The following is a 24,552-nucleotide window of genomic DNA, read 5'->3' as shown; positions in this document are numbered from 1 at the left end:
CCTACCCTTAAAGAGTGCTGATTACCCCGATACAACTGCTCGATGAGCCGCTGGAGATCGACGAGACGATCGCTCCCGGCGCGCTGGAATACGGTCCCGATATTCGCCAGACCTCTCCTCTCCCCGTGAAGGGGCAGGCCGACCTGCTGATTGAACACCGCCACGAGGAACGGGGGCGCAATGCCCAGGTGAACGACATACGGCTGCGGGCTAACTATAAGGGTGAGTTTGAGATACTGTGTGCCCGATGTGTCGAACCAGTGGCGCAGACGGTTTCGGGCGAGTTCGACCTGGTCTTTCGGCCTTCGGCGGCGGACGACGAGAGCGGGGAGCACGCAATTACCCCGGATGAGACCGAAATCGGGTATTATGAAGAGAGCGGTCTTTTGCTTGAGGACGTCGTGCGTGAGCAGGTGTTGTTGTCCCTGCCCAGCCGAACCCTCTGCAAGCCGGACTGCAAGGGCCTCTGCCCTCGCTGCGGTCAGAACCAGAACCTCGCAACCTGCTCCTGCGAACAGACACCGTCTGATCCGCGTTGGAATGCTCTGGCGGGACTGGCTGACAAGATCGAGGTCAAGCACTAACAAGTTTCAGATCCGCACTCGTGCACACGCCGGGTTCGGGCGATTGAAAGGGATACTCGAATGCCTAATCCGAAACGGCGTCACTCCAAGCAACGCACCGCAAAGCGCCGCAGCCACGACTTCCTCACCCCCACCGGCCTCTCCGAGTGCCCGAACTGCCACGAGCGCAAGCTGCCTCACCGCGCGTGCCGCAAGTGCGGAACGTACAAGGGCCGCGATGTTCTCGCGGTTAAGGAAGCCAGCTAAGCAGCTTCTTTCCAATTCAAACCCTGTTATCGTTGCCTGATGCCGATAGACATTGTCGTTGACGCAATGGGTTCCGACAAGGCCCCCGAACCTGAGGTTCGCGGGGCCATTCTGGCTGCTCGCCACTTCGGCGTTCGCGTCCACCTCGTGGGCCCGGAAGATCTCCTGCGTCCTCTTCTCCGCCAGCACCTGCGCCACCAGAAGCATCTTCCCGTCTTTGTGACTCCTGCCTCGGAGTGGATCACGATGGACGACAAGGCGGCGCAGGCGGTGCGCACCAAACGCGACTCGACGATGCGCGTGGGATTGAAGATGGTGCGCGAGGGGCTGGCCTCGGGTACGAGCCACGACCACACACCCCACCTGCACGGAGCGCCCTCGGGCCCGGGCAAGGCAGCCGGCTTCTTTACCGCGGGCAATACCGGTGCGGCGATGGCCACGGCGAAGATGGTGCTGGGCATGCTCTCGGGCGTCGATCGTCCTGCGCTCGCCACCATCGTTCCCACCTCGCGCGGCGTGCCGTCGCTGCTGCTGGATGTGGGCGCCAACGTCGACTCCGACCCGGACAACCTGGTGCAGTTTGCCGTGATGGGGCACATGTACGCGCAGAACGTGCTGAAGATCCAGAACCCGCGCGTAGGACTACTCTCGATCGGCGAAGAGGACTCCAAAGGCAACTCACTGACGCGCGATACGCTTCCTCTTATGCGCGGGCTTAACGGGATCAACTTCATCGGCAACGTCGAGGGGCGCGACCTCTTCAACGGGCACGCCGACGTTACCGTCTGCGACGGCTTCGTAGGCAACGTTGCATTGAAGAGCATTGAGGGTGCGGCGAAGCTCTTCACCTCGTCGCTGCGCGAAGCTCTCAAATCTACCGTGACCTCGCAGGTGGGCGCGCTTCTCTCACGCCGCGCCTTCGACGACTTCAAGAAGCGGCTCGACTACTCCGAGTACGGCGGCGCACCGCTGCTGGGGGTTCGCGGCGTCTGCATCGTGGGCCACGGCTCATCGAACGAGAAGGCCATCATGAATGGCATCCGCGTAGCGGCCGAGTTTGCCTATGCCGAGGTCAACACCGGCATCGAGGCTGCATTGCGCTCGGCGGCCCAGGCGACTTAGAGCGGGCTTCGTTTTGGCGTGGTGCTTGTTGGAGTCAAAGTGCCGGTAGTCACGAACAAAATACAGGGATTCTTCGCCTTCGGCTCAGAACGACGACGTCTTTGGCTCTTTGACGATTGCGACCTCCTGCATTGTGGGAGCATCAAAGACTCCTGAAAAGGAGAAGCACAGAATGCAGCAACGCTATGACTATGCCAAACTCTCGCCCGGCGGCTATCGCGCCATGTTAGGCCTGGAAAAATATCTCGCCGAATGCGGGTTGGAGGCGGACCTGCTGCACCTGGTGAAGCTGCGCGTCTCGCAGATCAACGGCTGCGCCTACTGTCTGGACATGCACTGGAAGGACCTGCGCGCAATCGACGAGAACGAGCAACGGCTCTACTCGCTCGACGCGTGGCGCGAGTGCCCATACTACACGGACCGCGAGCGTTCGGCGCTTGCGTGGGCCGAGGCGCTGACGTTGATTACGGACGGCCACGCCTCGGATGAGGCGTATGACGAGGCCAGCGCGCACCTGAATGAGAAGGAGATCGCCGACCTTTCGTTTGCCGTCGTCACTATCAACGCCTGGAACCGCCTGGCGATCTCGGGCCGCACCGTGCCCGGGGGCTATCAGCCTGCGAAGGTGCACGCCACGACGGCCTGAACCTGGCGGCTTTGCTCCGCTTTACTTTGCGTGCAGCAGGCTGTAGACGAGCACCGCCAGCACTGCAATGCTGATCGCCGTGTACAGCCGGTCGCGCTCCAGCGCAAAGGCCGCCACGGCAAAGACGACGCGCGCTACCGGCGTCGCAATCAGCAGAAGGATTCCCGACTCGATGATGGCGGCGGCGTTGCCGCGCGGCGAGCCTGTGAATAACTCGCGGTGTCTGAGACCGAAGCTATAAGCCTTGAAGTCGTGGAACTCCACCGGCTGCCTGCCGTGGTCCTGAAGATAAAACGCTAGTCCGGCGAGGACGGCCGTGGAGGCCAGCACGACGCCGAAGCGCAGCAGCACGCCCATCGCCTTCTCCATCCGTTCATCGTCGAGCAAGAAGCGCATCACATCCTCCCCAGCCAGCCGTTGACGATCATCTCGATACCAAGCGCGAAGACCACCAGCGCGAAGACCATGCGCAACACCGAGACCTTGGTGCGGGCCAGCAGCTTGGCTCCAATCACCGCGCCCGAGAGCACTCCCAGCATCACGGGAGCGGCCAGCGCGGGATCGACGTAGCCGCGTCGCAGGTAGATTCCCGCGCTTGCCGCCGCGGTGACGCCAATCATGAAGTTGCTCGTCGTCGTCGAGACCTTGAAGGGGATGCGCATAATGCGGTCCATCGCCAGCACCTTGACTGCGCCTGAACCGATACCGAGAAGGCCGGAGAGCGTTCCCGCGCCGAACATCATGGCAAAGCCCTGCGGGATGCGGTCGACCTTGTAGTGGATATGCCCTCCGCCCGGTCTAGGATAGGAGCCGGAGAGCCGCAACCTGTCCGAAGACGGATTGTCGATGACCGCTTCAACGTGCGAGAGCTTATTGCTGCGCCATGAGAGCCAAGCCGAGTAGATCAGCACCACGCCGAAGAGGATGGCCAGCTCCCGGGTGGGGACCTTTGCAGCGAGAAAGGCGCCGAACAATGCTCCAATCGTGGTGGCGACCTCAAGGAACATTCCAATACGCACGCTGGAGAAGCCCTCGCGCACATAGGCCGCTGCCGCGCCGGAAGAGGTGGCGATAACCGAGATCAGCGAAGCTCCGATGGCGTAACGAATATCAACGTGAAAGCCGAGCGTGAGCAGAGGAACGAGAACCACGCCTCCGCCAAGGCCTGTGAGCGCGCCCAGCAATCCGGCGGCAAAGGAGCCGGCGAAGACAAGCAGCGTGAAGTCGAGCACAGTCACAGGCTCATTCTATGGGAAGTAAACTGCGATTCGACGCCTCATTCTCATAGAGCGCATCGCACATTACCCCTCCGCTGTGCATCCTAAGACGCATGGAAGATTACTCCTCAGTGGTGCATCCTAAGACCATGGCAGGTCCATGGAAGGCCGAAGACATGCCGTCGCTTCGCGGCAGACGTTTCCTGATCACGGGAGCGAACAGCGGCATCGGCTACCACGCTGCACTGAAGCTGGCGCGTAAGGATGCCGACCTCATTCTCGGGTGCCGCGACAGGCAAAGGGGCGAGGCCGCGCTGGCTCGCCTGAAGGAAGAGGCCCCCGGTGTGCGCGCGGAGCTGGCGATCTTCGACCTCAGTTCGCTGGAGTCGGTACACCGCTTTGCCGCGGAGGAGCTTGCCCGTCAGCGTCCGCTGCATGTACTGATCAACAACGCCGGTGTGATGGCCGTGGCGCGCCGCACGGAGACGGCGGACGGCTTCGAGATGCAGTTCGGCACGAATGTGCTTGGCCACTTTGCGCTGACAGGACTACTGCTGCCTGCGCTTGAACGTGTGTCAACGTCTGAAGCGCCGTCACGCGTGGTGACCATCGCTTCCATCGCGCACAAGAGAACGGACCTGCAACTGGACGATCTGCAATCGAAGAGATCATATTCGCCGATGCGGGCCTATCAGCAATCAAAGCTCGCAGACCTGATGTTCGCGTTCGAGCTTAGCAGGAGGCTCCGCGCCCGTGGATCATCCGTTCTCAGTGTGGCAGCGCACCCTGGAGTTGCCGCAACCGAGTTGTTTCGCGGTAAAGACCGTTCAGCGGCGTTCAGGGTCGCGCGCACTATCGTAGGCCACGCGATTGGAATCTTTCTCAATACAGACGCGGAGGGCGCGTTGCCCACGTTGTACGCCGCGACTTCGCCAGAAGCAGTGGATGGCGGCTACTACGGCCCGCAGGGGATGAGAGAGATGCGAGGCGAGACGGTAGGTCCGGCCGAGGTCGCTCCACAAGCGCGCAATACGCAGGCAGCGGCGAGGCTGTGGGAGTTGTGCGAGGGATGGACCGGCGTTCAGTTTCCCTGATCGCTCATACAGATCGCGCGACGCGCCCCGCCATAGCAGCATCTATGATGCTGTATATCGTGAATGCCTCGAATCCCGCACAATTCGAAGAAGCAGGCTGCGACTGCGTCTCAGAAGACAGCCGACGCTGCGAATGTCTTCGATCTGTTTCACCCGGTAACCGCGAAGTGGTTCAAGGCCTCCTTCGATGCGCCTACCGCACCGCAGATTGAAGGCTGGCCCGCGATTGCGAAGGGCGAGTCGACGCTGATACTTGCGCCGACAGGCACAGGCAAGACTCTCACGGCGTTCCTCTGGTGCCTGGACAAGCTGATGCTGCGCTCTGAACCGACTTCAGGATGCAGGGTCGTCTACATCTCTCCGCTGAAGGCGCTGGCGGCCGACGTGGAACGCAACCTGCGCGCGCCGCTTGCGGGAATCGCGAAGACGGCAGAGCAGGAAGGCGTAGCTGTGCGCATTCCCGAGATCAGCGTCAGGACCGGCGACACCTCGCAAAGAGACCGGGCGCGGTTTCGCAGGCATCCGGGAGAGATTCTGATCACCACCCCGGAGAGCCTCTACCTGCTGCTGACCTCGGAGGGCGGCGAGGCGCTGCGCTCCGTTGAGACCGTCATCATCGACGAGATCCACGCGCTGGTTCCAACCAAGCGCGGCGCGCATCTTGCGCTGTCGATGGAGCGGCTGGAAGCGCTTGCCGCCCGGCCAATTCAACGCATTGGGCTGTCTGCGACACAGCGCCCGCTGGAGGAGGTTGCGCGATTTCTTGGCGGCGCTCATGTGGAACAGCGCGAACGCAAGCGCGCGGCACGGACAACTCACAAAGTCGAGGCGGAGACATCGACGGTGTTGATGGAGGCGACAGGCGAAGCCTCTGATGAGGCCGCGGCCTCTTATCGTCCGGTCACCATCGTCAATGCAGGGGCAAGGAAGGCGCTGGAGTTACGGGTTGAGGTTCCGGTTGAAGATATGGCACGGCTCGGGCAGAGCGACGAGCCACTGCTGGGCGGGTCAACGTCTCAAGGATCGAAGCGAACTTCCCTATGGCAGTCGATCTATCCGCGCTTGCTCGAGCTGATTCGCGAGCAGACTTCAACGCTGATCTTCGTCAATGCGCGAAGGACCGCAGAGCGGCTGGCGGGAGCATTGAACGATCTGGCGGGAGAGCCGATCGTTCGCGCGCATCATGGATCGCTGGCAGCCGCGCAGAGAGTGGAGATTGAAGAGCTGCTGAAGGCGGGAGGCATCAAGGCGCTGGTGGCGACGTCTTCGCTCGAGCTGGGTATCGATATGGGGGCGATCGATCTCGTGATCCAGATTGCAGCGCCTCCATCGGTTGCAGGAGGAATGCAGCGCATCGGTCGCGCGGGGCACCAGGTTGGCGCGCCATCGACCGGCGTCATCTTTCCGAAGTATCGCGCCGACCTGATTGCATGCGCCGCCGTCACGCGGGCCATGCACCAGGGACACGTCGAATCGACGCGGTTCCTGCGGAACCCGCTTGATGTGCTCGCGCAGCAGATCGTGGCCACCGTTGCGCATCCGCCGCTCGCTATTGAGGACGTAGAGAGACGCCGCGCGCGGCGCAGCGAGGAGGACGAAGGCCCGGGCATCGGCTACGACGCGCTGTTGCAACTGGTGCGTGGGGCCGCTCCCTTTGCGGGGCTCAGCCGAAACGTCTTCGACGGCGTGCTCGACATGCTGGCAGGCCGCTATCCTTCAGACGAGTTCGCGGAGCTGCGGCCACGCATCACGTGGGACCGCACAAGAGACTGGATTACTCCCAGGACCGGAGCAAAGAGGATTGCGATCCTCAACGGCGGAACGATTCCCGACCGTGGGATGTATGGCGTCTTTCTTGCCGGTCAACGAACGAAGCCGGTACGCGTTGGCGAACTGGATGAAGAGATGGTCTTTGAGAGCAGAGTGGGCGAGACCTTTATCCTTGGCGCGTCGACATGGCGCATCGAGGAGATCACGCACGACCGCGTGCTTGTATCGGCCGCTCCCGGCGAAGCGGGCAAGATGCCGTTCTGGCATGGCGATCAGGCAGGCAGGCCGCTGGAGTTTGGCAGGACCATTGGCGCGCTGATACGCGAGCTGCGCGAGATGCCGCGCACGGTAGCGATCGCCAGACTCACCGCGGAGCACGACCTCGATCCAGCCGCGGCGGAGAACGTGTTGCGCTATCTTGCCGATCAGGAGGCCGCAACTACTGCCGTTCCTGACGACTGCAACATCGTCGTTGAGCGGGTGCGCGACGAGCTGGGACACTGGCGCGTCTGCATCCTGACTCCGTTTGGCAGCAGGGTCCATGCGCCCTGGGCGATGGCCATCACGCACAAGCTGCGGGAAGCCAATGGCCCCGAAGTCGAGACCATGTGGAGCGAAGACGGTTTTGTCCTTCGCTTCCCCGAGACCGATCAAGCGCCCGATGTAGAACAACTGATGCTTGGGCCGGAAGAGGCGGCGGACATGGTCCTGCGCCAGCTTGGCTCCACTTCGCTGTTTGCCGCGAAGTTCCGCGAGAGCGCGGCGCGGGCGCTTCTGCTTCCACGGCGGAGAGCGGATGGGCGAAGCCCTTTATGGCAGCAGCGAAAGCGCGCGTACGACCTGCTGAGTGTGGCCAGCCGTTATGCTTCGTTCCCGATCCTGCTGGAGGCCTATCGCGAGTGCATGCGCGATGTCTTCGACATACCGGCGCTGATGGAAATACTGCGGCTGGTCGCGAACCGCGGCATCCGCATTCATACGGCCGATTCGCGCACGCCCTCTCCTTTTGCATCGGCCCTGCTGTTCAGCTACGTCGCCAACTATATCTACGATGGCGACGCTCCACTGGCGGAGCGACGCGCGCAGGCTTTGGCCATCGACCAGGACCAACTGCGCGAGCTGATGGGCGATGCCGACCTTCGCGAGCTGCTCGACGCAGGCGCAATCGAGCAGACCGAGGAACAGTTGCAGGGCCTGGCGACGAGCTACCAGGCTCGCAACATGGATGCCGTGCATGACCTGTTGCTGCGCGTAGGAGACCTGAGCGCCGATGAACTCCTGCATCGAACCGCGGACGCAGAGACTGCCGCGAGCATCCAACGCTTGCAGCGAGCGCGTCGTGTTCTAGAGGTACGCATCGCCGGCGAGAAGCACTTCATCGCCGTGGAGGATGCTTCTCGATATCGCGACGGCCTGGGCATCTCGCTGCCGCAGGGCTTGCCGAAGGCTTTTTTAGCCGAAGCGCCGGATGCAGTTGTGGACCTGCTTCGCAGGTATGCGCGAACTCACGGGCCGTTTACGACGCAGGAGATCGCCGGGCGCTTTGGCATTTCGGCAAACGCTGCCGAGACGGTTCTGAGGGTGCTGGTGCAGTCTGGACGCATTGTTGAAGGGGGATTCCGGCCGGGCGGGGTTCACCGCGAGTGGTGCGACAACGAGGTGCTTCGCTCCATACGGCGCAAGAGTCTTGCACGGCTGCGCAAGGAAGTTGAGCCGGTGGAGCAGGCGACGCTGGCGCGCCTGGTCACGCGCTGGCAGGGAGTCGTGCAAAGGCGGCGTGGACTCGATGCCCTGCTGGATGTTATCGAAAATCTGCAAGGCGCAGCGATACCGGCGTCCATTCTCGAAACAGAGATACTGCCCGCCCGTCTGGACGGATATAAGCCATCAGATCTCGACATGCTGATCGCCGCGGGAGAGGTGGTGTGGGTGGGCCTGGAGCCGTTGGGCGAGCACGACGGACGAGTCGCGCTCTATCTTGCGGAACGGCTCGCGCATCTCTGGCCTCCCGCGCAGGAAGACGCAACTGCGCTCAGCGACCGGCAGCAGGCGATCGTCGAATATCTGCGCACAAAAGGGGCCTCGTTCTTTCAGGACCTGCATGATGGCGTTGGCGGTGGCTACCCGGGAGAGACGCTCGATGCGCTGTGGTCTCTCGCGTGGAGAGGCATGGTGACCAACGATGGCATGGCTGCGCTGCGCGCCTATTGCGAGCGGCCAGGCAGCGCAAAAAAGCCCGCTCGACGAGTTCACAACCAGATGGGATTTCGCTCGCGGCGAACGACGCCTCCCACAGGGCAGGGGCGATGGGGCCTTCAGGCGACGGCGTTTGCAGGCAATCCGGATGCTGCGTCTATCACAGCGTGGAGACACGCCACCGCACAACAATTGTTGAACCGTTACGGCGTGGTGTTTCGCGAGACGGCACAAGCAGAGAACCTGCCCGGGGGCTTCTCCGCCGTCTACGACGTGCTGAAGGCCATGGAGGAGAGCGGGAAGATACGGCGGGGATATTTTGTCGCCGACCTCGGTGCGACACAGTTTGCGCTTCCCGCAGCAGTTGATCTGCTTCGTTCGCTGCGCGAGGGCGGACGCATGCAGGCCAGGACCGATCGTATGGAGATCGTTCAACTGGCCGCCACCGATCCCGCAAATCCTTATGGAGCCCTGTTGCGCTGGCCAGCGATGGAAGATGCAGCATCGTCGTTGACGCGAAGCGTAGGCGCGCGAGTCATCCTCTGCAACGGCGCACTCGTCGCCTATCTGCGAAGAGCAAACAGCAATGTGCAACTCTTCCTCCCTCAAGACGAGCCGATGCGCTCAAACATCGCGCGGGCCTTGTCGGCATTTCTTGTGGAGCGCATTCAGGAGCAGAGTGAAAACGCGGAAGCGGTCCGCGGCATGTTGATCGCTACAATAAATGGCGTCCCTGCCGGAGAGCACTGGATGGCCCGCTTCCTGCTCGATGCAGGATTTTCCGCAGGCGCAATGGGCTTCAACATCCGGCGCGAACTATCTTCGATGCCCGGTACAGGAAGGACACGATGAAACGCCGACTCAAGTCGCATCTGCTCTATTTGCTTATGGCCAGCACAACTCTGCTGGTCCCGGCCCCCATCTTCGCCCAGCAGATCAGCTTCCATATTCAGCCGTTGCATCCGATCGACGAGTTGCGCGCGAATGCTCTCGCCATGCAGCCTCCGCACGAGCAGGGCAGCTTTCGCAAGCCCGAGCTTGTGGAACTCACGAAGCTGGACCCAACCATCAAGCTCGATATTCGATACGCCACCTCAAACAATTTTCTCGGGACCCCGGTTTATACCGAGGCGCGCGCCTTTCTTCAGAGGCCGGCGGCAGAGGCCTTGCTGCGGACCCTGCCCGAGTTGCGAGCGCAGGGGTACGGCATCCTCATTCACGACGGATATCGGCCGTGGTATGTCACGAAGATCTTCTGGGACGCCACGCCCGATCCACAGAAGATCTTCGTCGCCGACCCGAAAGCGGGTTCGCGGCACAACCGCGGCTGCGCCGTCGACCTTTCACTCTACGACCTGAAGACGGGCGAAGAGGTCGTGATGCCCAGCGGTTATGACGAGATGACTGAGCGCGCCTACGCCAACTATCCCGGCGGCACTACAGAAGAACAGGAGAGGCGGGCAATCCTGCGCCACGCTATGGAGAAGCAGGGATTCTTCGTCAACCCGAAGGAGTGGTGGCACTTCGATTACAAGGACTGGAAAGAGTATCCGATTCTCAATGTAAGGTTTGAAGACCTTGTCCTGGCGAAGTGATCGGCCGCAGACAAATGCAGGTCCTTCGACTCCGCTACGCTCCACTCAGGATGACAATGTTCCGAGATCAACCTCAGTTCTTTGGCAGGTTATGCCGATACCTAGTTCCAGTGGCGCCCAAGCTGCAACAGCGGCAGCAGGCTGGAGTAGTCATCGGTCCAGAGCCGCAGGCCGGGCATTGCAGGAATGTGTTCGGCCTCGAATGCGATCTCGTGTTGATTGAAGAAGGTGGGATCGGCGGTCATCAGCACCCATTCGGCGCGGAACTCGCCGCGGTCGTCCTTTGGGGCTGAGGCGAAGTCGCGCACGTCGAGATGTGCGGCAGCTCCGAGCAGGCCAAGCTCAGGCGCCAGGTCGAGATACTGGTTGGAGACGTGGAAGGCCAGAATGCCGGTCGGCTTCAGGTGCGCGACGTAGAGCCGTATGGCTTCGATCGTCAGCAGATGCAGAGGAATCGCATCGCCTGAGAAGGCGTCGACGACGAGGATGTCGAAGTTCTGCGGTCCGCCTTTGACCAGTTCAGCCGTGAGCGAAGTCCGCGCATCGCCGGGGACGATGGAAGTCTTCGCGCCGGAGTCGCGGAGATACGTGAAGAGGCTGTGTGCGATGGGCGGCACCTGCGGGTTGAGCTCGTAGAAGCGGATGGTGTCGCCGGGCTGCCCATAAGCGGCAAGCGTTCCGGTGCCGAGGCCGATAACGCCGATCGTTCGCGGCCGGTTGTTGCAGCAGAAGCGCAGCGCGAGCCCCGCCCCTGAGTCGGTCGCGTAGTAGGTGGTGGGGACGCGGCTGAACTCGGGCGAGAATATCTGCGTGCCGTGCTGGATCGTTCCATGCAGCAGCGTTCGCATGGTGGAGTGTTGGAGGAGCGCGACCGATTGCTTGACCTGCAACGTGCCGTAGAAGTTTCGGACTGCGACGAGGCTCTGGCGTTGATAGCCGGTGTGCAGCGCCATGACGAGCACAAAGAGAAGGCCGCTGGCCGTGGCCCACAGCAGGCGCTGCGCCCAGCCTTCGTTCCACATGGCGGCAAGCGCGCAGGCAGCGGTGGCGAAGAAGGCGAGCGCGAGATCGTAGTTGGAGGAGAAGATGAGTGGGAAGGCGATGCCGACGAGGAAGGTCCCGGTGGCTCCACCCGCCGCGACGAGCAGATAGAACAGCGTCGCCTCAGAGGCGCGCCCGGGGCGCAGCCGGTAGGCTTCGCCATGGCAGAAGAGGCAGGCGACGAAGCACTCGACGAGGAAGAAGGCGATGGTGAGGCCGATAGGCAGCGAGAAGTCCGCCTTCGAGAGCGCGTAGCCCAGGCTGGCAAGCATCACCACAAGCAGGCGCACGACGATTGGCCGCTTATAGAGCGTGGGACGGTCAAAGGCGACGATGAACGTCAGCAGGTAGACCGCGAGCGGAAGCACCCAGAGCAGCGGGATGGCGGCAATGTTGATCGTGAGGTGCGCCGTCACGGCGCTCAACTGCATGGCGGCGGCAAGCGGGAGCAGGAACCAGAGCCAGCGATGGGTCTTTGTTGAAGCTGCCGGTTCAGAGGCGGATATCACCGCTTCGCCCTTTTTCGGTGGAGATGCCAGTTCTGCTGCTCTCTTGCGAGATTGCGAGGCGATGACAAAGGCGAGGATCGCAAAGAGGATAAAGGCCGCCGACCAGAGAATGCGCTGGGTGCGAAGCGCCAGATGCGGCTCGATGAGCGTGGGGTAAGCGAGCAGGGCGATCAGCGAGCCAGCGTTCGAGAGCGCGAACATCCGATACCAGACCGGGGCGGGTTCGCCGGTCGCCGCAGCCTCGTGCTGTGCGAGCCATACCTGCAACAGGGGGCTGGTCGATGCCAGCAGAAGGAAGGGAAGTCCGATGGTGCGGCCCAGTGTCCAGAAGATGGCGAGCACGGGGTGGTCTGTGCTGGCAGGAGTCGCCCTGAAGAGAAGGTTTGAGCCGAGGGCAAGCAGAGCAAGCGCAATCAGCGCGGTATGCAGGCGCTGCTGCCGTTTGGGGTCGGGGCCGGGGCGGCCTATCCAGTGCGCATAGAGATAGCCCAGCAGCAGGGTCGCCTGGAAGAAGACGAGGCAGGTGAGCCAGACGGCGGAGGATCCTCCCAGTGCGGGGAGAAGCTGTTTGGCGGCGAGAGGCTCGATGGAAAAGAGCAGAAAGGCCGAGAGGAAGACGGCTGAGCCGTAGAGCAGGCGGTTTGAGGGCATGATCGCGATGGAGGAAAGCATACGCGAACTTACAGAGATTCTTCGCTTCGTTCACAAGGACTCAGTTCACATGTGCGAGCACTGGTAGCGGGTCGGTTTGAAATTTTCTCAGCCACTATGACTGCCGTCATAGTTACTAACGACAGTCGTCATTCTGAGCGTAGCGAAGAATCCCAGTATTTTGTCTGGCGCGCCGAGAGGTGAAAACTACTGGGATTCTTCGCCTCCGGCTCAGAACGACGGCTCGACTACCAAACTGACTCATAGCCGAGCGTCATCTCTGCCTGCGGTGATTCTTCAGGACGCGATATGATGATAGAGGCGCTTTTTTCTCGGAGCCATCCGGGCGGTCGGCGCCGATCCGGCCATTTAGAACAAATCCTTTGGAGAACGTATCCGTCGTGAGTCAACCGAGATCTGCGGTCATTTTGGGTGCCCAGTGGGGCGATGAGGGTAAAGGCAAGATTGTGGACGTGCTGTCGGAGAGGTTCTCCGTGGTGGCGCGTTATGCGGGAGGCCACAACGCCGGCCACACGGTCATCATCAAGGGCCGCAAGTTCGTCCTGCAGTTGATCCCGTGCGGCGTTCTGCGTCCGGAGTGCAAGGGTGTGATCGGCAACGGTGTGGTGCTCGACCCGATGGCCTTCCTCAACGAGGTCAAGAAGCTGAAGGACGCCGGTCTTCCGGTGGACGGGCAGCTCTTTGTCTCGAACCGCGCGCAGGTGATTCTGCCGTACCACCGCATGATTGAGCTGGCGGCGGAGAATGCTCCCGGCCGTACGAAGATCGGGACGACCAGCCGCGGCATCGGGCCAGCGTATGAAGACAAGATGCACCGCAGCGGCCTGCGAGTAGTGGATATGCTGAACCCGGCGCTGCTGCGCACCCATATTGAGAACGCCTGCCACGAGAAGAACACGATCGCCCATGCGCTGTTCGGCACCGAGCCGCTCGACCCGAAGACGATGTACGAGGAGTATGCGCGCGCTGCCGAGCAGGTGGCTCCGTTTGTGACGGATACGGCTGTGTTGCTGAACCACGAGCTGGACAAGGGCGGTAACGTGATGTTCGAGGGCGCACAGGGCGCGTTGCTGGACATCGACCATGGAACATACCCGTTTGTCACCTCGTCGTCGGCTACGGCTGGTGGCGCGGTGACGGGAACCGGAGTCGGGCCGACGCGCATCGACACCGTCATCGGCGTGACCAAGGCATATGTTACCCGCGTCGGAGAAGGGCCGTTCCCGACGGAGATTCACGACGATACCGCCGACCTGCTGCGCGCGCGGGGGCAGGAGTACGGCGCTGTGACCGGGCGTCCTCGCCGCTGCGGTTGGCTCGATCTGCCGCTGCTGCGTTACTCGAACATGATTAACTCGACCGAGTGGCTGGTCGTCACCAAGATGGATGTGATGGACGAGTGCGACGAGATTCCGGTCTGCACCGGCTACAAGATCAACGGCAAGGTGACGGACGTCATCCCGGCCGATATGCGCGGCTTCGACGAGATTCAGCCGATCTACACGAAGCTGAAGGGCTGGAAGTCGTCGACCGAGGGCATCACGGAGTGGGACAAGCTGCCGAAGCTGGCGCAGGAGTATCTTCGCTTCCTGGAAAAGGAATCGAACGCCAAGATCGGCATGGTTTCGACGGGCCCCGACCGTGAACAGACGATGACGCTGCCGGAGTTCGACGCGGCGCTGAAGGGATAAGGCGACCAGATGGTGAGCTTTACGGTAAGGATGCGGTTCGACCCAGCCGATCGGGGAGAGATCGCGGAGATTCTTTCGAGGTTGACGGAGGGCTCAAGGGCCGAGCCAGGCTGCGTGAGCTATGTCTGCCACTTCGTCGATGGCGAGCCTGCCACGGTCTTCATCTATGAGCAGTATGCGGACAAGGCTGCGGTCGATCATCATCGAGAGACGCCGCACTTCAAGCAGTACGCCGTCGGCGGCCTGTATCAGAAGATGCTGGATCGGCAGTTGGAAAACCTGATAGCGGTCTGCTGATCCCGTCCTGCTACAAGGCGCGCATTAGAGGTTGAGTCTCAGGAGCCGTGCATTCGTCCTGTGCTCGGCCAGACGGCGTTCGCGCGCCCTGTCCTGCTCTGCTCTCGATTGCATGCCCGACTGAATGAGCGGAAGTAAAATCGCTACAAAAACAGCAACAAAGATGGCTACAAATATGGCCACGTTCATATCAGTCTCCTGCGAACAGTTTACACAGTCAGCCGCGGCAAAGGATGACCCTGTGGAGGGCACTGGCAATCGCCTTCGGTAACCAGCCACATACAACGAAAGTTATTTTGACTCCAGCGTCGCAGCGGTCTACTATCCGGTACGCCATGGTATGCCGTAACCGCTTTCGTAGAGTCTCCCCCAGCACTCCTTCTTCGTCGGTGATGATGGCGGTTGTCCTTTTGACCTGTTTTGTTGCCTTGCTGGGCGCGAGGCAGGCAGAGGCGGCGGCGAAAAGTCATGAAAAAAAACATGATGTGAAGAAAGAGGTCGAGGCGCTGGAGGAGCAGTGGCGTGTGGCCCAGCTTGCCGGCGACGTGGCGACGATGGACAGGATGCTGGCCGACGACTTTATCGGCATCTCGATGTCGGGCCAGGTGAATACCAAGGCACAGCAGCTTGACCGTATCCGGACTCGCAAGCTGGTCGTCAGCAAGATCGAGCTCAGCGATATGAAGGTAAAGCTGGTCGGCTCGGTCGCGATCGTCACCTCGCAGGCGGACGTGGAGGGCACGAGTGAAGACGGCTCCGTGAAGGGAACGTATCGTTACACCAGGATCTACCAGCGTTTGCCCAATAGAATGTGGAAGATCACCAGCTTTGAAGCGACCCGAATCCGGCCGCGGAAGAACGGCGAGAAGACGAGCAACCGATCCGGCATTCCAAAGGGGCCCGCCGAGGCTCCAACCCACGAGCCGAGGTTTGGCTGAGCCCGGTCTTATCGGGAGGCGTCGTCAGTTCGCTTGTCTTACGCAGACTTTATATGAGGTGTGCCCTTGCCTGATCTCATGCCGAACGAATCGGTGGCATTCGTCATGGGGAGATTCAGCGCGAGCAGCCTGCGGAAGAGGGACCTGGTCGATCCTGTGAGACGCGCATCTTCCGATTCGTGGGGAAAAAGAGTAACAGCCCGTCTTTCGACTGTTCGCATGCCAGACACCTCCGCGCGACGGAAAGATGCCGATATCAGATAAGGACGCTGTTCAGGCGCCCGAGTATTGGCGAAGTTACCGGCAAGCGAAGGAGGAAGACGAAGCGATGATGGAGGAAACTTGGGGAGCGGTGGCATAGAGCCCTCCAGGCATTGTGCTGTTGTCTGTTGAATCAGGCAAAAGTGGCGAAATCCAGCCGATTTCTACTCGGTAAGATGGCTCGCTTGCAGGTAACGTTGCACCTGCTTGCAGCAGCGGTGCACCTATTTGCGATGAAACGTCTCGCGAAGCCTGGCCCATGTCACGTCGAGCGATTCCGGTAGTACGCGGGTCTCTGCCGTGGTTGTCATGAAGTTTGTATCACCGATCCAGCGCGGAAGGATATGCAGATGTATATGATTTGCAACTCCAGCGCCTGCGGCCTCGCCAAGATTCATCCCCATGTTGATTCCATTGGGACGATAGACGCTTCGCAGGGAGGTCTCCATCCGCTGGGCAAGGTCCATCATCTCGTGCGCTGCGTCGAGAGGAGTCTGGGCAAGTGAATCGGTATGCAGGTACGGCAGGACCATCACATGGCCCGTCGCGTAGGGATAGGCGTTCAGGCACACAAAGCAGAACTGACCGCGATGGACGATGTGTGCTGCCCGCTCCGCCTCCTCACGGGGCATCCCATGCGCGATGGCATAGTCGGTCGCCGCCAGCATGTTGCAGAATACGCAGTGCTTGTCTTCGGACGCGGGCCATCCGGCCAGCTCCGGCGGTACGCCGGACCGTGCCTCGGGGTCGTTGCGGGTGATATAGGCATAACGCCAGGGAGTCCAGAGGTGGTCCATAGACGGTTATGCCGAGTATAGCCGCGATGGTCGAAGCCGGTATTCGCATGACCGGACGATGAAATTACCGCGTAGGTTCTGGTGGTTCGGTTGACGTATTGAAGTTGAAGTTCTATCGTTATTAGTGAGCCACTGCGTGTGGGACCCAAGTGCAGCCGCTCCTCTGAAAGCCGTAAATTCCTTCGGTAATGCGAGCTCGACCAGGAATTGATGATCGGCCGTCTCTTCGAGATCGTCGACCCTTTCCTTCGACAAGCGTCGCCTGCGATGGATGGAAATCTCTTGGGTCCTGGAGTACGCATTCACATGGTAGATAACCATCATCCCGAAACCGAGAGCAAACCCCTGACCACCGAACTGGAAGTCCTGGCGCCCGAAGCGACAGCCGATAACCCCGAGCTGTCTTCTGAATTCACCTCTAACCCGCAGACCACCGCTTCTTCGAGCGAGACTGTGCCGGAGCCCAGCTCCGTCGCCACGGCCGAGACCGAAGAGCCCGACTACGATGCAGCCGACTTCGCCGAAGCGCTGGCGAACTTTGATCGTGAGCAGGCGGCAGAGTCCGCGGCCGCGCAAAGCCTGACCGCTGAAGAGGTGATCGTCACCGGCACCGTGGTCAAGATCACGGACAAGCATGTTGTCGTCGATATCGGTCTGAAGTCTGAGGGACTCATCCCGCTGGATCAGATCGTTGATATCAACGGTCAGCCGAAGGTTCAGCCAGGCGACCAGGTTGAGGTCGTGGTTGAGCGTGAAGAGGCTGAGGGTGGCTATCTGGTCAGCTACGAGAAGGCCCTGCGCCACAAGGTGTGGGACACTCTGGAGGCTGCAGCCAACGACAAGACCCCCGTCAAGGGCATGGTTCTCAGCCGCGTCAAGGGCGGTCTGACCGTCGACATCGGCATCAAGGCGTTCCTTCCCGGCTCGCAGGTCGAGATTCGTCCCGTTCGCAACCTCGACGGCTATCTCGGCCAGGAGATTGAGGTTCGCGTTATCAAGCTGAACAAGAAGCGCGGCAATGTCGTGATCTCTCGCAAGGAGCTGCTCGAAGAAGAGCAGAACGAGAAGAAGTCCGTCACGCTTTCGACGCTGGAAGAGGGAACCGTTCTCACCGGAACGGTAAAGAACCTGACCGACTACGGCGCATTCGTCGACCTCGGCGGCCTGGACGGCCTGCTGCACATCACCGACATGAGCTGGGGCCGCCTGACGCATCCGCGCGACCTGGTCAACGTCGGCGACGAGATCCAGGTAAAGGTGCTGAAGTTCGACAAGGACAAGCAGCGCGTCTCGCTGGGCTTCAAGCAGCTCACGCCCGACCCGTGGCTCGACGCCACCGAGCGCTACCCGATCGGTGCGCAGGTGCGCGGCCGCGTTCTTTCGGTCACCGACTACGGCGCATTCGTTGAGTTGGAGCAGGGCATCGAAGGCCTGGTTCACGTCTCGGAGATGACTTGGTCGAAGCGGATGAAGCATCCGTCGAAGATGGTCAAGCCGGGCGATGAAGTCGACACCATTATTCTTAGCGTCAACCCGAACGACCGTCGCATCTCGCTGGGCATGAAACAGCTCCAGGACAATCCCTGGGAGGCGCTCGAAGACAAGTACCCGACGGGTGCAGTCGTCGAAGGCCGTGTGCGTAACCTCACGGACTTTGGCGCCTTCATCGAGATCGAGGATGGCATCGACGGTCTGGTCCATGTCTCGAACCTGAGCTGGACGAAGCGGATCAAGCACCCCTCCGAGGTCCTGAAGAAGGGTGAAAAGGTCAAGGCTGTCGTTCTGGGCGTCGAGCCTGAGAACCGCCGCCTGTCGCTTGGCGTCAAGCAGATGCAGCCGGATGTCTGGGACACGTTCTTCGCTCAGCACCGCATCGGCGATGTGATCAAGGGCAAGGTCCTGCGCACGGCGCAGTTCGGCGCCTTCGTCGAGATCGCGGAGGGTGTCGAGGGTCTGTGCCACGTCTCCGAGGCGGTCGACCAGAACCATACGCCCGTGAAGCTCGATGTTGACTCGGAGCATGAGTTCAAGATCGTGAAGATGAACCAGGAAGAGAAGAAAGTCGGCCTGAGCATTCGCGCAGTAGGCGAAGAGGCAAGCCGCGCCGAGGTAGAGAGCTACAAGGAACGCGACCACAAGAGCTCTTCGTCATCGTCCTCTTCCAGCACGACGCTGGGCGATCTGATCAATTGGAAGCGTTCGGAGTCCGAGCGCGAGTAGTCACAGCAAAGCAAGTAGCAACAAGAAAGCCTCCCGGTTGGGAGGCTTTCTTATTCGAGTCCGTCTTGTATCAGAGGAGATGCCGTTGCTCTTGCCCTCACTGCGGGCAGTCTTCGTTACGCCGATAAAGAGCGGAGCACAGCGGGCGAAGGCGATTCGAGCTGTGGGGTCACCATCTGAACCGAGGCGCGGCGCATAATCTCCAACTCTGCGGGAGCAAACAACTCAGGCGGAATGCCTCCAACAGCAACATAGCCCGGCTCATCGCCAAGCGCCATGGAGATCTGGTTCCAACGAAGGAAGGGAGATGTCGTGGGCAGCACGATGAGCCTGCGCTTCTCTTCGGGGAAGGCGAAGTATGCCGACCAGATGCATAGCGTCGCGCAAACCGCGATCCCATTGATCAGATTTACTGTCGAGTTCATGTTGGAGTTGTGAGCCAGCCACGCGGAATCGACCAGGCTGACTGTCGCAAGAAAGCCCAGGCCCAGGCTGACGCCAAATATGCGGCTCCGATAGGAGAGACCCATCGGGCGAATTGCAAAACAAACGAAGAGAAGCAGGCAAAGCGTAAGGATGCTCGACGTCTGCTGTAACTGCGTCACCATCGTGACCATGAATTTCACTCCGGTGAGATGCGGAGTAAATGCCACGCCAAACGCTACTGCAATTGAGATTGCGCCCACCCAGCGGAATACGAGCATTCCAAGAGTTTGAAGGCCTTTCAGCGGAGCCATGGCGAGCTTGAAGATGCTGTATATAACCAGCAAGGAAAGGATCGCTTCAACAGCATAGCTAAGCCAATAACTATAAAAATATGCCTTATAGGCAAGGTGCCGATCCAGGATGCGAGAACCAAACAGCAACAGGAACATGCAAACGAACGATGACACAAGCCGGGCAGAGAGCAGGGCTACAAGGCATGCAAACTTTCCCGCTGCTTTGCTCCGCAACAGCATGACAAGGGCGAGGCCGCAGAGCAAGGGTTCAAGGTAGGAAAGCACATCCAGATAGATGTTATGCGTCATTTGCGCGTCTCCGATCGACGACTGTCATTAAACTAGCCGATAACCGGAGTAGACACAATCTTTTAAATCAGTCATATGCAAAAAAATGCATATGGTTTCCCGAACAAAGTTAGCGCATACCGCAGGCGTTTGGGTCGTCGGGATCGCACATGGGAATTGGCATGGCGCTGGTCTTGGCTGCCGTGACGGTGGCCTTGCTGGAGGCGGGGGTGGCCTGTGTGGAGGCGGCTGCACCGGTGAGGACGAGGACGATAACGGCTGCGCGAACGATGTGCTTCATGATGAAACTCCCTTATTTCTCTGCTAATGGGTTGAAAGTGAAAGGTTTAGCGTGTTAGCGCATACCGCAGGCGTTTGGGTCGTCGGGAGCGCACATGGGAATTGGCATGGCGCTGGTCTTGGCTGCCGTGACGGTGGCCTTGCTGGAGGAGGAGGTGGCCTGTGTGGAGGCGACTGCGCCGGTGAGAACCAGAGCGACGACGGTAGCGCGGACGATGTGCTTCATGATGGACGTACCCCGAAAGTTGTATTTACGTCAGAAAAATTTCGCTGGACAAACGCGATGAAGTAACCATAAGATAGGCTTTGGCATAAGTCCAATGTTATGAACTACATAACCAAGTATTATAGAAATACTGTTACTGAAGTAATATGTCTAACGGGTGATAAAAGCCAGGCGTTTCCCGAAGGAATGTAGCCTCGAGGCGAATAGCGCACTGAAATTCCAGTAATTCCAAAGGGATAAGGCTGCTTCGATGGCGAAGCTATGACCCTGGCGATCGATCCAGTTGTTATCCCGGATTGAAAATTCGGATCAGGATCTGGCGATTTGCAGGAAGGATTTCAGCTTTTCCGGGTCTTTCCGGCCGGGTGATGCCTCAACCCCGCTGGCAACGTCTACGCCCCAAGGGTGCATCAAAGCCATCGCTTCGGCCAGGTTGTCCGGTTTCAGGCCGCCGGCGGCGATGATCTTTAATTCGCGACCAGCTTTCTCAAAGACCTGTCCCGCCGACTTCCAGTCGAACGTAACTCCGGTTCCTCCGATAGCCTGTCCTACTCTTGAGTCGATAAGGACACGGTCGGTGGTTCCGTTGCGGCGAATCTTTTCGATCTGCTCGGCTACAGCAAGCGTGCTGTCTGCGGAGCCATCCGCTACCCAATGCAGCGTCTGAATCAGCTTGATGGAGGGAAGCTGCTGCTTGAGCTTCTCGGTAAGAGCGACGTCGAGTCCGCCGTGAAGCTGTACGGTGGTCAGTCCGGCCTCCTCGACGGCGCGGACGATCTCTTCAGCGCTGTGGGTGTGGAAGACGCCAGCTTTTTCGATCTCGGCCGGAAGGTGTGGGGTGATGCGGGCCACCTGTTGGGCCGTTACCTTGCGCTTGCTCTCGGCGAAGACGAAACCGAGGGCGTCGGCGCCGAGTTCCGCGGCGAGCAGGGCGTCGTCAAGGTTGGTATTGGCGCAGATTTTGACCCACATCGCAGTGCCTTAGAACTCGCTTGAGTATTCGCGGTCGAGCAGCAGGGCGAGCGTGGCGGCAGGATCGGGCTGGCGCATCAGCGTCTCGCCAATCAGGAATGCGTTGTAACCGGCAGCGCGCAGGTTGGCGATCTCGGCTGCGCTGCGTATTCCGCTCTCGGCCACCATGACCGTCTCCGCGGGGAGACCGACAGCGAGTTCGAGCAGCAGCTCCGGCCGGACGACGAAGGTGCGCAGGTCGCGGCTGTTGACGCCGATCAGGCCGAAGCCGAGGTTGATAGCGCGGTCCATCTCCTGGCGGTTGTGCACCTCGCAGAGAACGTCCAGGTCCATGCTGCGGGCCTCGTCGCGCAGCTCGCGAAGCTTTTCATCGCCATGTGCGGCGACGATCAGCAGGATGGCATCGGCTCCCGAGGCGCGGGCTTCGAGCACCTGAAAGTGATCGAGGATGAAGTCCTTTCGCAGGCAGGGGATCTGAACGCTCTTCGACGCGGCCTCGAGATCGGCGAGCGAGCCCTGAAAGAACTCCTCGTCGGTGAGGACGGAGAGCGCAGCGGCGCCTGCCGCCTCAAAACCTTTCGCCAGTGCCGAGGGGTAGAAATCGGCGCGAATAAGGCCCTTGGAAGGGGAGGCCTTTTTAATCTCGGAGATGATGGCGGGGCCGGTGGCGCTGACCGACCGGAGGCGCGCGGTAAATCCCCGGGGGGTGTGCGTGGCGGCTTTGCGTTCCAGGGCGCCGTAGTCGGCTGCGGCCTTACGGGCCTTGACTTCAAGGAGCGTGTGGGCAAGGATTTTGTCGAGCTGTGTCGGCATGTCGCTCATTCGATGGTAGATGGTCTGTAAAATTTAGAACAACCGCTTTGTAGAGCAGGAACCCGGTTTATCAGAAACAGAAAGGGAGCGCTCCGCGCTCCCTAGATATTACCTCTGAATCTTATGCCAATAAACTTGGTGCCGAAGGGGGGACTCGAACCCCCACACCCTTGCGAGTACATGGACCTGAACCATGCGCGTCTGCCAATTCCGCCACTTCGGCAACGGTCGAATTAAGCCCTGCCAGCAAGGCTGAACACTGCAACCGCGAGTTTTTAGTCTTTCAAAAACGATACCCCCTGTCAATTCGGCGGGCGGCGATTAGACCTGGGAGCGAGTTTGCGCGTCTACATCAGCAGAGACATCATCCAAGATCAGCAGAGACGCCCAACGATATGGACAAGCAGACCGTGACCTCCCCCCGAACCTTGAGCGATGCCCTTTCCACCGAGACCATTCCGGCAGATGTAGCGATCGAAGTCCGCAAGCTGGTCCACGAGTTGAGCAACTCGCTTGAGGTGATCGTCCAGACCGGCTACCTGCTGGGCACGCTGGGGCTGAAGGAGCCGGCGTCGGACTGGCTGCGGATGATGGATGACGGCGTGCGAAAGGCGATGGATATCAACCTGGAGCTTCGCAACTACATCAAAGACCGCACACAGCGCTGAAAATTCCTTCGCTAAAAAGAGATTCCCCCGGCGGCTAGAGCAATTTTTCTTCAGCATTACCTGGGCCTTCGGCCCAGCCTGACATGTGTCGCGCCTTTGGCCCCTGGGCTACCTATGAGGTGAAAAGTGCAAGCCGCGCTTTATTTATTCCGTTTGCGGCGCTCACTCGATTTCGCTCAGGGCAGGCTCTGACGCCGCGTCCTTTTCAAGGCAACCTTCAGGCGCGCTTGCGAGCTGGAGTCTTCTTTACAGCGGACTTCTTCGCGGTAGATTTTTTAGCGGGCTCCTTTACAGCTTTCTTCGCTGCCGCGTTACCCGGCGACTTGCTGCCCGCTTTGACGACTGCGGCAACACGTTTCTTAGTGGCAATGGATCTCTTTGGGCGGGCAGGTTGTATCTGTGCGCCGTTTTCGAGCTTGAGGGTGTGAGCGGCCATGAGACGGTCGATCTGCTCCAGCAGGATGCGTGTGTGCATGGGCTTGACGAGCATGTGGTCGGCCCCCATCTCCTGCCAGTCTTCATCGGCCAGAGGAAATGCGGTGAGCAGGGCGACGGCGGGATGGTAAACGGCAGAGCGGGCGGCGGCGATGACCTCCGCTCCTGCCTGGTCGCTCTCCATTCTGAGATCGGTGATGACCATGTGGTACTCGTGACTGCGCAGCTTCAAGCGACCTTCGCGCGCAGAGGCGGCGGTCTCCACCTCGAATCCATTGATCTCCAATACGGCTTTCAACGTAAGGAGGACGGCAACTTCGTCATCCACAAGCAAAACCCTTCGCTTCATACGGCAGGTCCCCTGTCTGAATCCGATCTCGATTGGGTCTGAACCGGGAGCGGAACAGATTCCCAAATGCGTTCCTTACAATACAAAGAGTTCGGTCTTGCGGGCAAACCGGGTAGTTCTTTGGCGAGGTGAGCGGTCGATTTCTTTGGAAGAAGATGCGGTGATGACGGGTCTCTTCTGCATCTCAGTGGGTGGTATACTTCAATATGCGGCATCCGGATGGGCGGACGCCGGAACCCATAACACTAAACGCATGGCGGTCCTAGAGGTCCGCTGTGGAGGCAAATATTCCACCGATCGATAAGCGCTCTGCCAAGTCATTCATCCGTACCAACGAACGTATCCGTGCCCGCGAGATTCGCGTGATCGATGAGAACGGCGAACAGCTCGGAGTGATGGCCCCCTTCGATGCCCTGAAGATTGCCCGTGAACGCTCGCTCGACCTGGTTGAGATCTCCCCCAACGCCGTGCCGCCTGTCTGCAAGATTCAAGACTACGGAAAGTTCCTTTACGAGAAGGACAAGAGCGACCGTGCTGCGCGCAAGAAGCAAAAGGTCATCGTCATTAAAGAGGTCAAGTTCTCGGTGACGGTGGACGAGCACGATTACCAGACCAAGAAGAACCAGGCTGTGCGCTTTTTGAACGACGGCGACAAGGTGAAGGCCTCGCTGCGATTCAAGGGCCGCCAGATGGCGCATCGCGACCTGGGCTACAAGATCATCAACCGGCTGATTACTGATATCGGCGACGCCGGGCTCGTCGAGTTTATGCCGCGCATGGAAGGGACCACGCTCCATGCGATTCTGGCGCCATCGAAGAAGGCGGCAGAGGCAGCGCCTAAAAAGGCTGCACCTGCACCGGCTGTCGCAGAGGCATAGTTCGGCAA

At 60.3% G+C, this 24,552-nt stretch carries 24 protein-coding genes and 1 tRNA gene; 13 read left to right on the top strand and 12 right to left on the bottom strand.

The window, feature by feature from the left end:
* Positions 1–14: 14 nt before the first annotated feature.
* The 4 genes from JSS95_14915 (at position 15) to JSS95_14900 (ending at position 2,598) form a co-directional block, all read left to right on the top strand.
* Positions 15–584, top strand: a complete 570-nt coding sequence (locus JSS95_14915; protein MBS1801102.1) for a DUF177 domain-containing protein — start codon at positions 15–17, stop codon at positions 582–584.
* A gap of 60 nt (positions 585–644) precedes the next feature.
* Positions 645–830 (top strand): 50S ribosomal protein L32, encoded by a 186-nt coding sequence (gene rpmF, locus JSS95_14910; GenBank protein MBS1801101.1) that lies wholly within the window; start codon positions 645–647, stop codon positions 828–830.
* Between the two features lie 39 nt (positions 831–869).
* Positions 870–1,952: a phosphate acyltransferase PlsX gene (gene plsX, locus JSS95_14905; GenBank protein ID MBS1801100.1), complete on the top strand. Its 1,083-nt coding sequence runs from the start codon at positions 870–872 to the stop codon at positions 1,950–1,952.
* A gap of 172 nt (positions 1,953–2,124) precedes the next feature.
* Positions 2,125–2,598 carry a carboxymuconolactone decarboxylase family protein gene (locus tag JSS95_14900; GenBank protein ID MBS1801099.1) on the top strand — a complete coding sequence of 158 codons (474 nt, stop codon included), beginning with the start codon at positions 2,125–2,127 and terminating at the stop codon, positions 2,596–2,598.
* Positions 2,599–2,619: 21 nt separating this feature from the next.
* On the opposite strand, the gene JSS95_14895 is transcribed toward JSS95_14900, so the two are convergent.
* Together JSS95_14895 and JSS95_14890 are read right to left on the bottom strand one after the other, a co-directional pair.
* On the bottom strand, positions 2,620–2,994 hold the full coding sequence (locus JSS95_14895; protein MBS1801098.1) for a DUF1634 domain-containing protein: 375 nt from the start codon (positions 2,992–2,994) through the stop codon (positions 2,620–2,622).
* Positions 2,994–3,836: a sulfite exporter TauE/SafE family protein gene (locus tag JSS95_14890; protein MBS1801097.1), complete on the bottom strand. Its 843-nt coding sequence runs from the start codon at positions 3,834–3,836 to the stop codon at positions 2,994–2,996. Before JSS95_14890 ends, JSS95_14895 begins: the two co-directional genes overlap by 1 nt.
* A 128-nt stretch (positions 3,837–3,964) precedes the next feature.
* Between JSS95_14890 and JSS95_14885 the strand changes: the two genes are divergently transcribed.
* The 3 genes from JSS95_14885 (at position 3,965) to JSS95_14875 (ending at position 10,470) form a co-directional block, all read left to right on the top strand.
* Positions 3,965–4,909 carry an SDR family oxidoreductase gene (locus JSS95_14885; protein ID MBS1801096.1) on the top strand — a complete coding sequence of 315 codons (945 nt, stop codon included), beginning with the start codon at positions 3,965–3,967 and terminating at the stop codon, positions 4,907–4,909.
* Between the two features lie 63 nt (positions 4,910–4,972).
* The gene (locus tag JSS95_14880; GenBank protein ID MBS1801095.1) at positions 4,973–9,727 is read left to right on the top strand and encodes a DEAD/DEAH box helicase; all 4,755 of its coding nucleotides are present in this window, start codon (positions 4,973–4,975) and stop codon (positions 9,725–9,727) included.
* A 35-nt stretch (positions 9,728–9,762) separates the two neighbouring features.
* The gene (locus tag JSS95_14875; protein ID MBS1801094.1) at positions 9,763–10,470 is read left to right on the top strand and encodes a M15 family metallopeptidase; all 708 of its coding nucleotides are present in this window, start codon (positions 9,763–9,765) and stop codon (positions 10,468–10,470) included.
* A 101-nt stretch (positions 10,471–10,571) separates the two neighbouring features.
* Here JSS95_14875 and JSS95_14870 read toward each other — a convergent pair whose 3' ends face one another.
* Positions 10,572–12,671: a fused MFS/spermidine synthase gene (locus tag JSS95_14870; protein MBS1801093.1), complete on the bottom strand. Its 2,100-nt coding sequence runs from the start codon at positions 12,669–12,671 to the stop codon at positions 10,572–10,574.
* Between the two features lie 401 nt (positions 12,672–13,072).
* Here JSS95_14870 and JSS95_14865 point away from each other — a divergent pair, with 401 nt between their 5' ends.
* Positions 13,073–14,383, top strand: coding sequence for an adenylosuccinate synthase (locus tag JSS95_14865; protein MBS1801092.1), 1,311 nt, complete (start codon positions 13,073–13,075; stop codon positions 14,381–14,383).
* 9 nt (positions 14,384–14,392) lie between these two features.
* Positions 14,393–14,680, top strand: a complete 288-nt coding sequence (locus tag JSS95_14860) for an antibiotic biosynthesis monooxygenase (GenBank protein MBS1801091.1) — start codon at positions 14,393–14,395, stop codon at positions 14,678–14,680.
* Between the two features lie 24 nt (positions 14,681–14,704).
* Here JSS95_14860 and JSS95_14855 read toward each other — a convergent pair whose 3' ends face one another.
* The gene (locus JSS95_14855; protein ID MBS1801090.1) at positions 14,705–14,869 is read right to left on the bottom strand and encodes a hypothetical protein; all 165 of its coding nucleotides are present in this window, start codon (positions 14,867–14,869) and stop codon (positions 14,705–14,707) included.
* A 203-nt stretch (positions 14,870–15,072) separates the two neighbouring features.
* Between JSS95_14855 and JSS95_14850 the strand changes: the two genes are divergently transcribed.
* Positions 15,073–15,618: a nuclear transport factor 2 family protein gene (locus JSS95_14850; GenBank protein MBS1801089.1), complete on the top strand. Its 546-nt coding sequence runs from the start codon at positions 15,073–15,075 to the stop codon at positions 15,616–15,618.
* Between the two features lie 485 nt (positions 15,619–16,103).
* Here JSS95_14850 and JSS95_14845 read toward each other — a convergent pair whose 3' ends face one another.
* Positions 16,104–16,676 carry an HIT domain-containing protein gene (locus JSS95_14845; protein ID MBS1801088.1) on the bottom strand — a complete coding sequence of 191 codons (573 nt, stop codon included), beginning with the start codon at positions 16,674–16,676 and terminating at the stop codon, positions 16,104–16,106.
* Between the two features lie 306 nt (positions 16,677–16,982).
* On the opposite strand from JSS95_14845, the gene JSS95_14840 reads away from it, so the two are divergent.
* A complete protein-coding gene (locus JSS95_14840) occupies positions 16,983–18,896 on the top strand; it encodes a 30S ribosomal protein S1 (protein ID MBS1801087.1) in 1,914 nt (637 codons plus the stop codon).
* Between the two features lie 116 nt (positions 18,897–19,012).
* Here JSS95_14840 and JSS95_14835 read toward each other — a convergent pair whose 3' ends face one another.
* The 6 genes from JSS95_14835 to JSS95_14810 all read right to left on the bottom strand — a co-directional run bounded on the left by JSS95_14835 (position 19,013) and on the right by JSS95_14810 (position 22,437).
* On the bottom strand, positions 19,013–19,924 hold the full coding sequence (locus JSS95_14835) for a hypothetical protein (GenBank protein MBS1801086.1): 912 nt from the start codon (positions 19,922–19,924) through the stop codon (positions 19,013–19,015).
* 109 nt (positions 19,925–20,033) lie between these two features.
* Positions 20,034–20,204 (bottom strand): hypothetical protein, encoded by a 171-nt coding sequence (locus JSS95_14830; protein ID MBS1801085.1) that lies wholly within the window; start codon positions 20,202–20,204, stop codon positions 20,034–20,036.
* Positions 20,205–20,258: 54 nt separating this feature from the next.
* Positions 20,259–20,429, bottom strand: a complete 171-nt coding sequence (locus tag JSS95_14825) for a hypothetical protein (GenBank protein ID MBS1801084.1) — start codon at positions 20,427–20,429, stop codon at positions 20,259–20,261.
* Positions 20,430–20,738: 309 nt separating this feature from the next.
* Positions 20,739–21,401, bottom strand: coding sequence for a phosphoribosylanthranilate isomerase (locus JSS95_14820; GenBank protein ID MBS1801083.1), 663 nt, complete (start codon positions 21,399–21,401; stop codon positions 20,739–20,741).
* Between the two features lie 9 nt (positions 21,402–21,410).
* Positions 21,411–22,214: an indole-3-glycerol phosphate synthase TrpC gene (trpC, locus tag JSS95_14815; protein ID MBS1801082.1), complete on the bottom strand. Its 804-nt coding sequence runs from the start codon at positions 22,212–22,214 to the stop codon at positions 21,411–21,413.
* Between the two features lie 136 nt (positions 22,215–22,350).
* Positions 22,351–22,437 (bottom strand) — tRNA-Leu (locus tag JSS95_14810).
* 172 nt (positions 22,438–22,609) lie between these two features.
* Here JSS95_14810 and JSS95_14805 point away from each other — a divergent pair.
* Positions 22,610–22,882, top strand: a complete 273-nt coding sequence (locus tag JSS95_14805) for a hypothetical protein (GenBank protein MBS1801081.1) — start codon at positions 22,610–22,612, stop codon at positions 22,880–22,882.
* Positions 22,883–23,099: 217 nt separating this feature from the next.
* On the opposite strand, the gene JSS95_14800 is transcribed toward JSS95_14805, so the two are convergent.
* Entirely contained in the window at positions 23,100–23,666 is a 567-nt protein-coding gene (locus tag JSS95_14800) for a response regulator (protein ID MBS1801080.1), read from the bottom strand.
* A gap of 287 nt (positions 23,667–23,953) precedes the next feature.
* Between JSS95_14800 and infC the strand changes: the two genes are divergently transcribed.
* Positions 23,954–24,544 carry a translation initiation factor IF-3 gene (gene infC / locus JSS95_14795; protein ID MBS1801079.1) on the top strand — a complete coding sequence of 197 codons (591 nt, stop codon included), beginning with the start codon at positions 23,954–23,956 and terminating at the stop codon, positions 24,542–24,544.
* The last annotated feature ends 8 nt before the right edge of the window (positions 24,545–24,552 follow it).

The sequence above is a fragment of the Acidobacteriota bacterium genome (assembly GCA_018268895.1).
In the GTDB taxonomy this organism is placed as follows: Bacteria; Acidobacteriota; Terriglobia; order Terriglobales; family Acidobacteriaceae; genus Edaphobacter.
This window is presented reverse-complemented; position numbering and strand designations above follow the sequence as displayed.

What these genes read in the sequence shown, in the direction of transcription:
- JSS95_14860 (MBS1801091.1), top strand. Translation starts at nt 14,393, where the DNA reads ATGGTGAGCTTTACGGTAAGGATGCGGTTCGACCCAGCCGATCGGGGA.
- JSS95_14895 (MBS1801098.1), bottom strand. Translation starts at nt 2,994, where the DNA reads ATGCGCTTCTTGCTCGACGATGAACGGATGGAGAAGGCGATGGGCGTG.
- JSS95_14830 (MBS1801085.1), bottom strand. Translation starts at nt 20,204, where the DNA reads ATGAAGCACATCGTTCGCGCAGCCGTTATCGTCCTCGTCCTCACCGGT.
- JSS95_14800 (MBS1801080.1), bottom strand. Translation starts at nt 23,666, where the DNA reads ATGAAGCGAAGGGTTTTGCTTGTGGATGACGAAGTTGCCGTCCTCCTT.
- plsX (MBS1801100.1), top strand. Translation starts at nt 870, where the DNA reads ATGCCGATAGACATTGTCGTTGACGCAATGGGTTCCGACAAGGCCCCC.
- JSS95_14825 (MBS1801084.1), bottom strand. Translation starts at nt 20,429, where the DNA reads ATGAAGCACATCGTCCGCGCTACCGTCGTCGCTCTGGTTCTCACCGGC.
- trpC (MBS1801082.1), bottom strand. Translation starts at nt 22,214, where the DNA reads ATGCCGACACAGCTCGACAAAATCCTTGCCCACACGCTCCTTGAAGTC.
- JSS95_14850 (MBS1801089.1), top strand. Translation starts at nt 15,073, where the DNA reads ATGATGGCGGTTGTCCTTTTGACCTGTTTTGTTGCCTTGCTGGGCGCG.
- JSS95_14820 (MBS1801083.1), bottom strand. Translation starts at nt 21,401, where the DNA reads ATGTGGGTCAAAATCTGCGCCAATACCAACCTTGACGACGCCCTGCTC.
- JSS95_14900 (MBS1801099.1), top strand. Translation starts at nt 2,125, where the DNA reads ATGCAGCAACGCTATGACTATGCCAAACTCTCGCCCGGCGGCTATCGC.
- JSS95_14855 (MBS1801090.1), bottom strand. Translation starts at nt 14,869, where the DNA reads ATGAACGTGGCCATATTTGTAGCCATCTTTGTTGCTGTTTTTGTAGCG.
- JSS95_14840 (MBS1801087.1), top strand. Translation starts at nt 16,983, where the DNA reads ATGGTAGATAACCATCATCCCGAAACCGAGAGCAAACCCCTGACCACC.
- JSS95_14875 (MBS1801094.1), top strand. Translation starts at nt 9,763, where the DNA reads ATGGCCAGCACAACTCTGCTGGTCCCGGCCCCCATCTTCGCCCAGCAG.
- JSS95_14870 (MBS1801093.1), bottom strand. Translation starts at nt 12,671, where the DNA reads ATGCCCTCAAACCGCCTGCTCTACGGCTCAGCCGTCTTCCTCTCGGCC.
- JSS95_14885 (MBS1801096.1), top strand. Translation starts at nt 3,965, where the DNA reads ATGGCAGGTCCATGGAAGGCCGAAGACATGCCGTCGCTTCGCGGCAGA.
- JSS95_14845 (MBS1801088.1), bottom strand. Translation starts at nt 16,676, where the DNA reads ATGGACCACCTCTGGACTCCCTGGCGTTATGCCTATATCACCCGCAAC.
- JSS95_14835 (MBS1801086.1), bottom strand. Translation starts at nt 19,924, where the DNA reads ATGACGCATAACATCTATCTGGATGTGCTTTCCTACCTTGAACCCTTG.
- JSS95_14805 (MBS1801081.1), top strand. Translation starts at nt 22,610, where the DNA reads ATGGACAAGCAGACCGTGACCTCCCCCCGAACCTTGAGCGATGCCCTT.
- rpmF (MBS1801101.1), top strand. Translation starts at nt 645, where the DNA reads ATGCCTAATCCGAAACGGCGTCACTCCAAGCAACGCACCGCAAAGCGC.
- JSS95_14880 (MBS1801095.1), top strand. Translation starts at nt 4,973, where the DNA reads ATGCCTCGAATCCCGCACAATTCGAAGAAGCAGGCTGCGACTGCGTCT.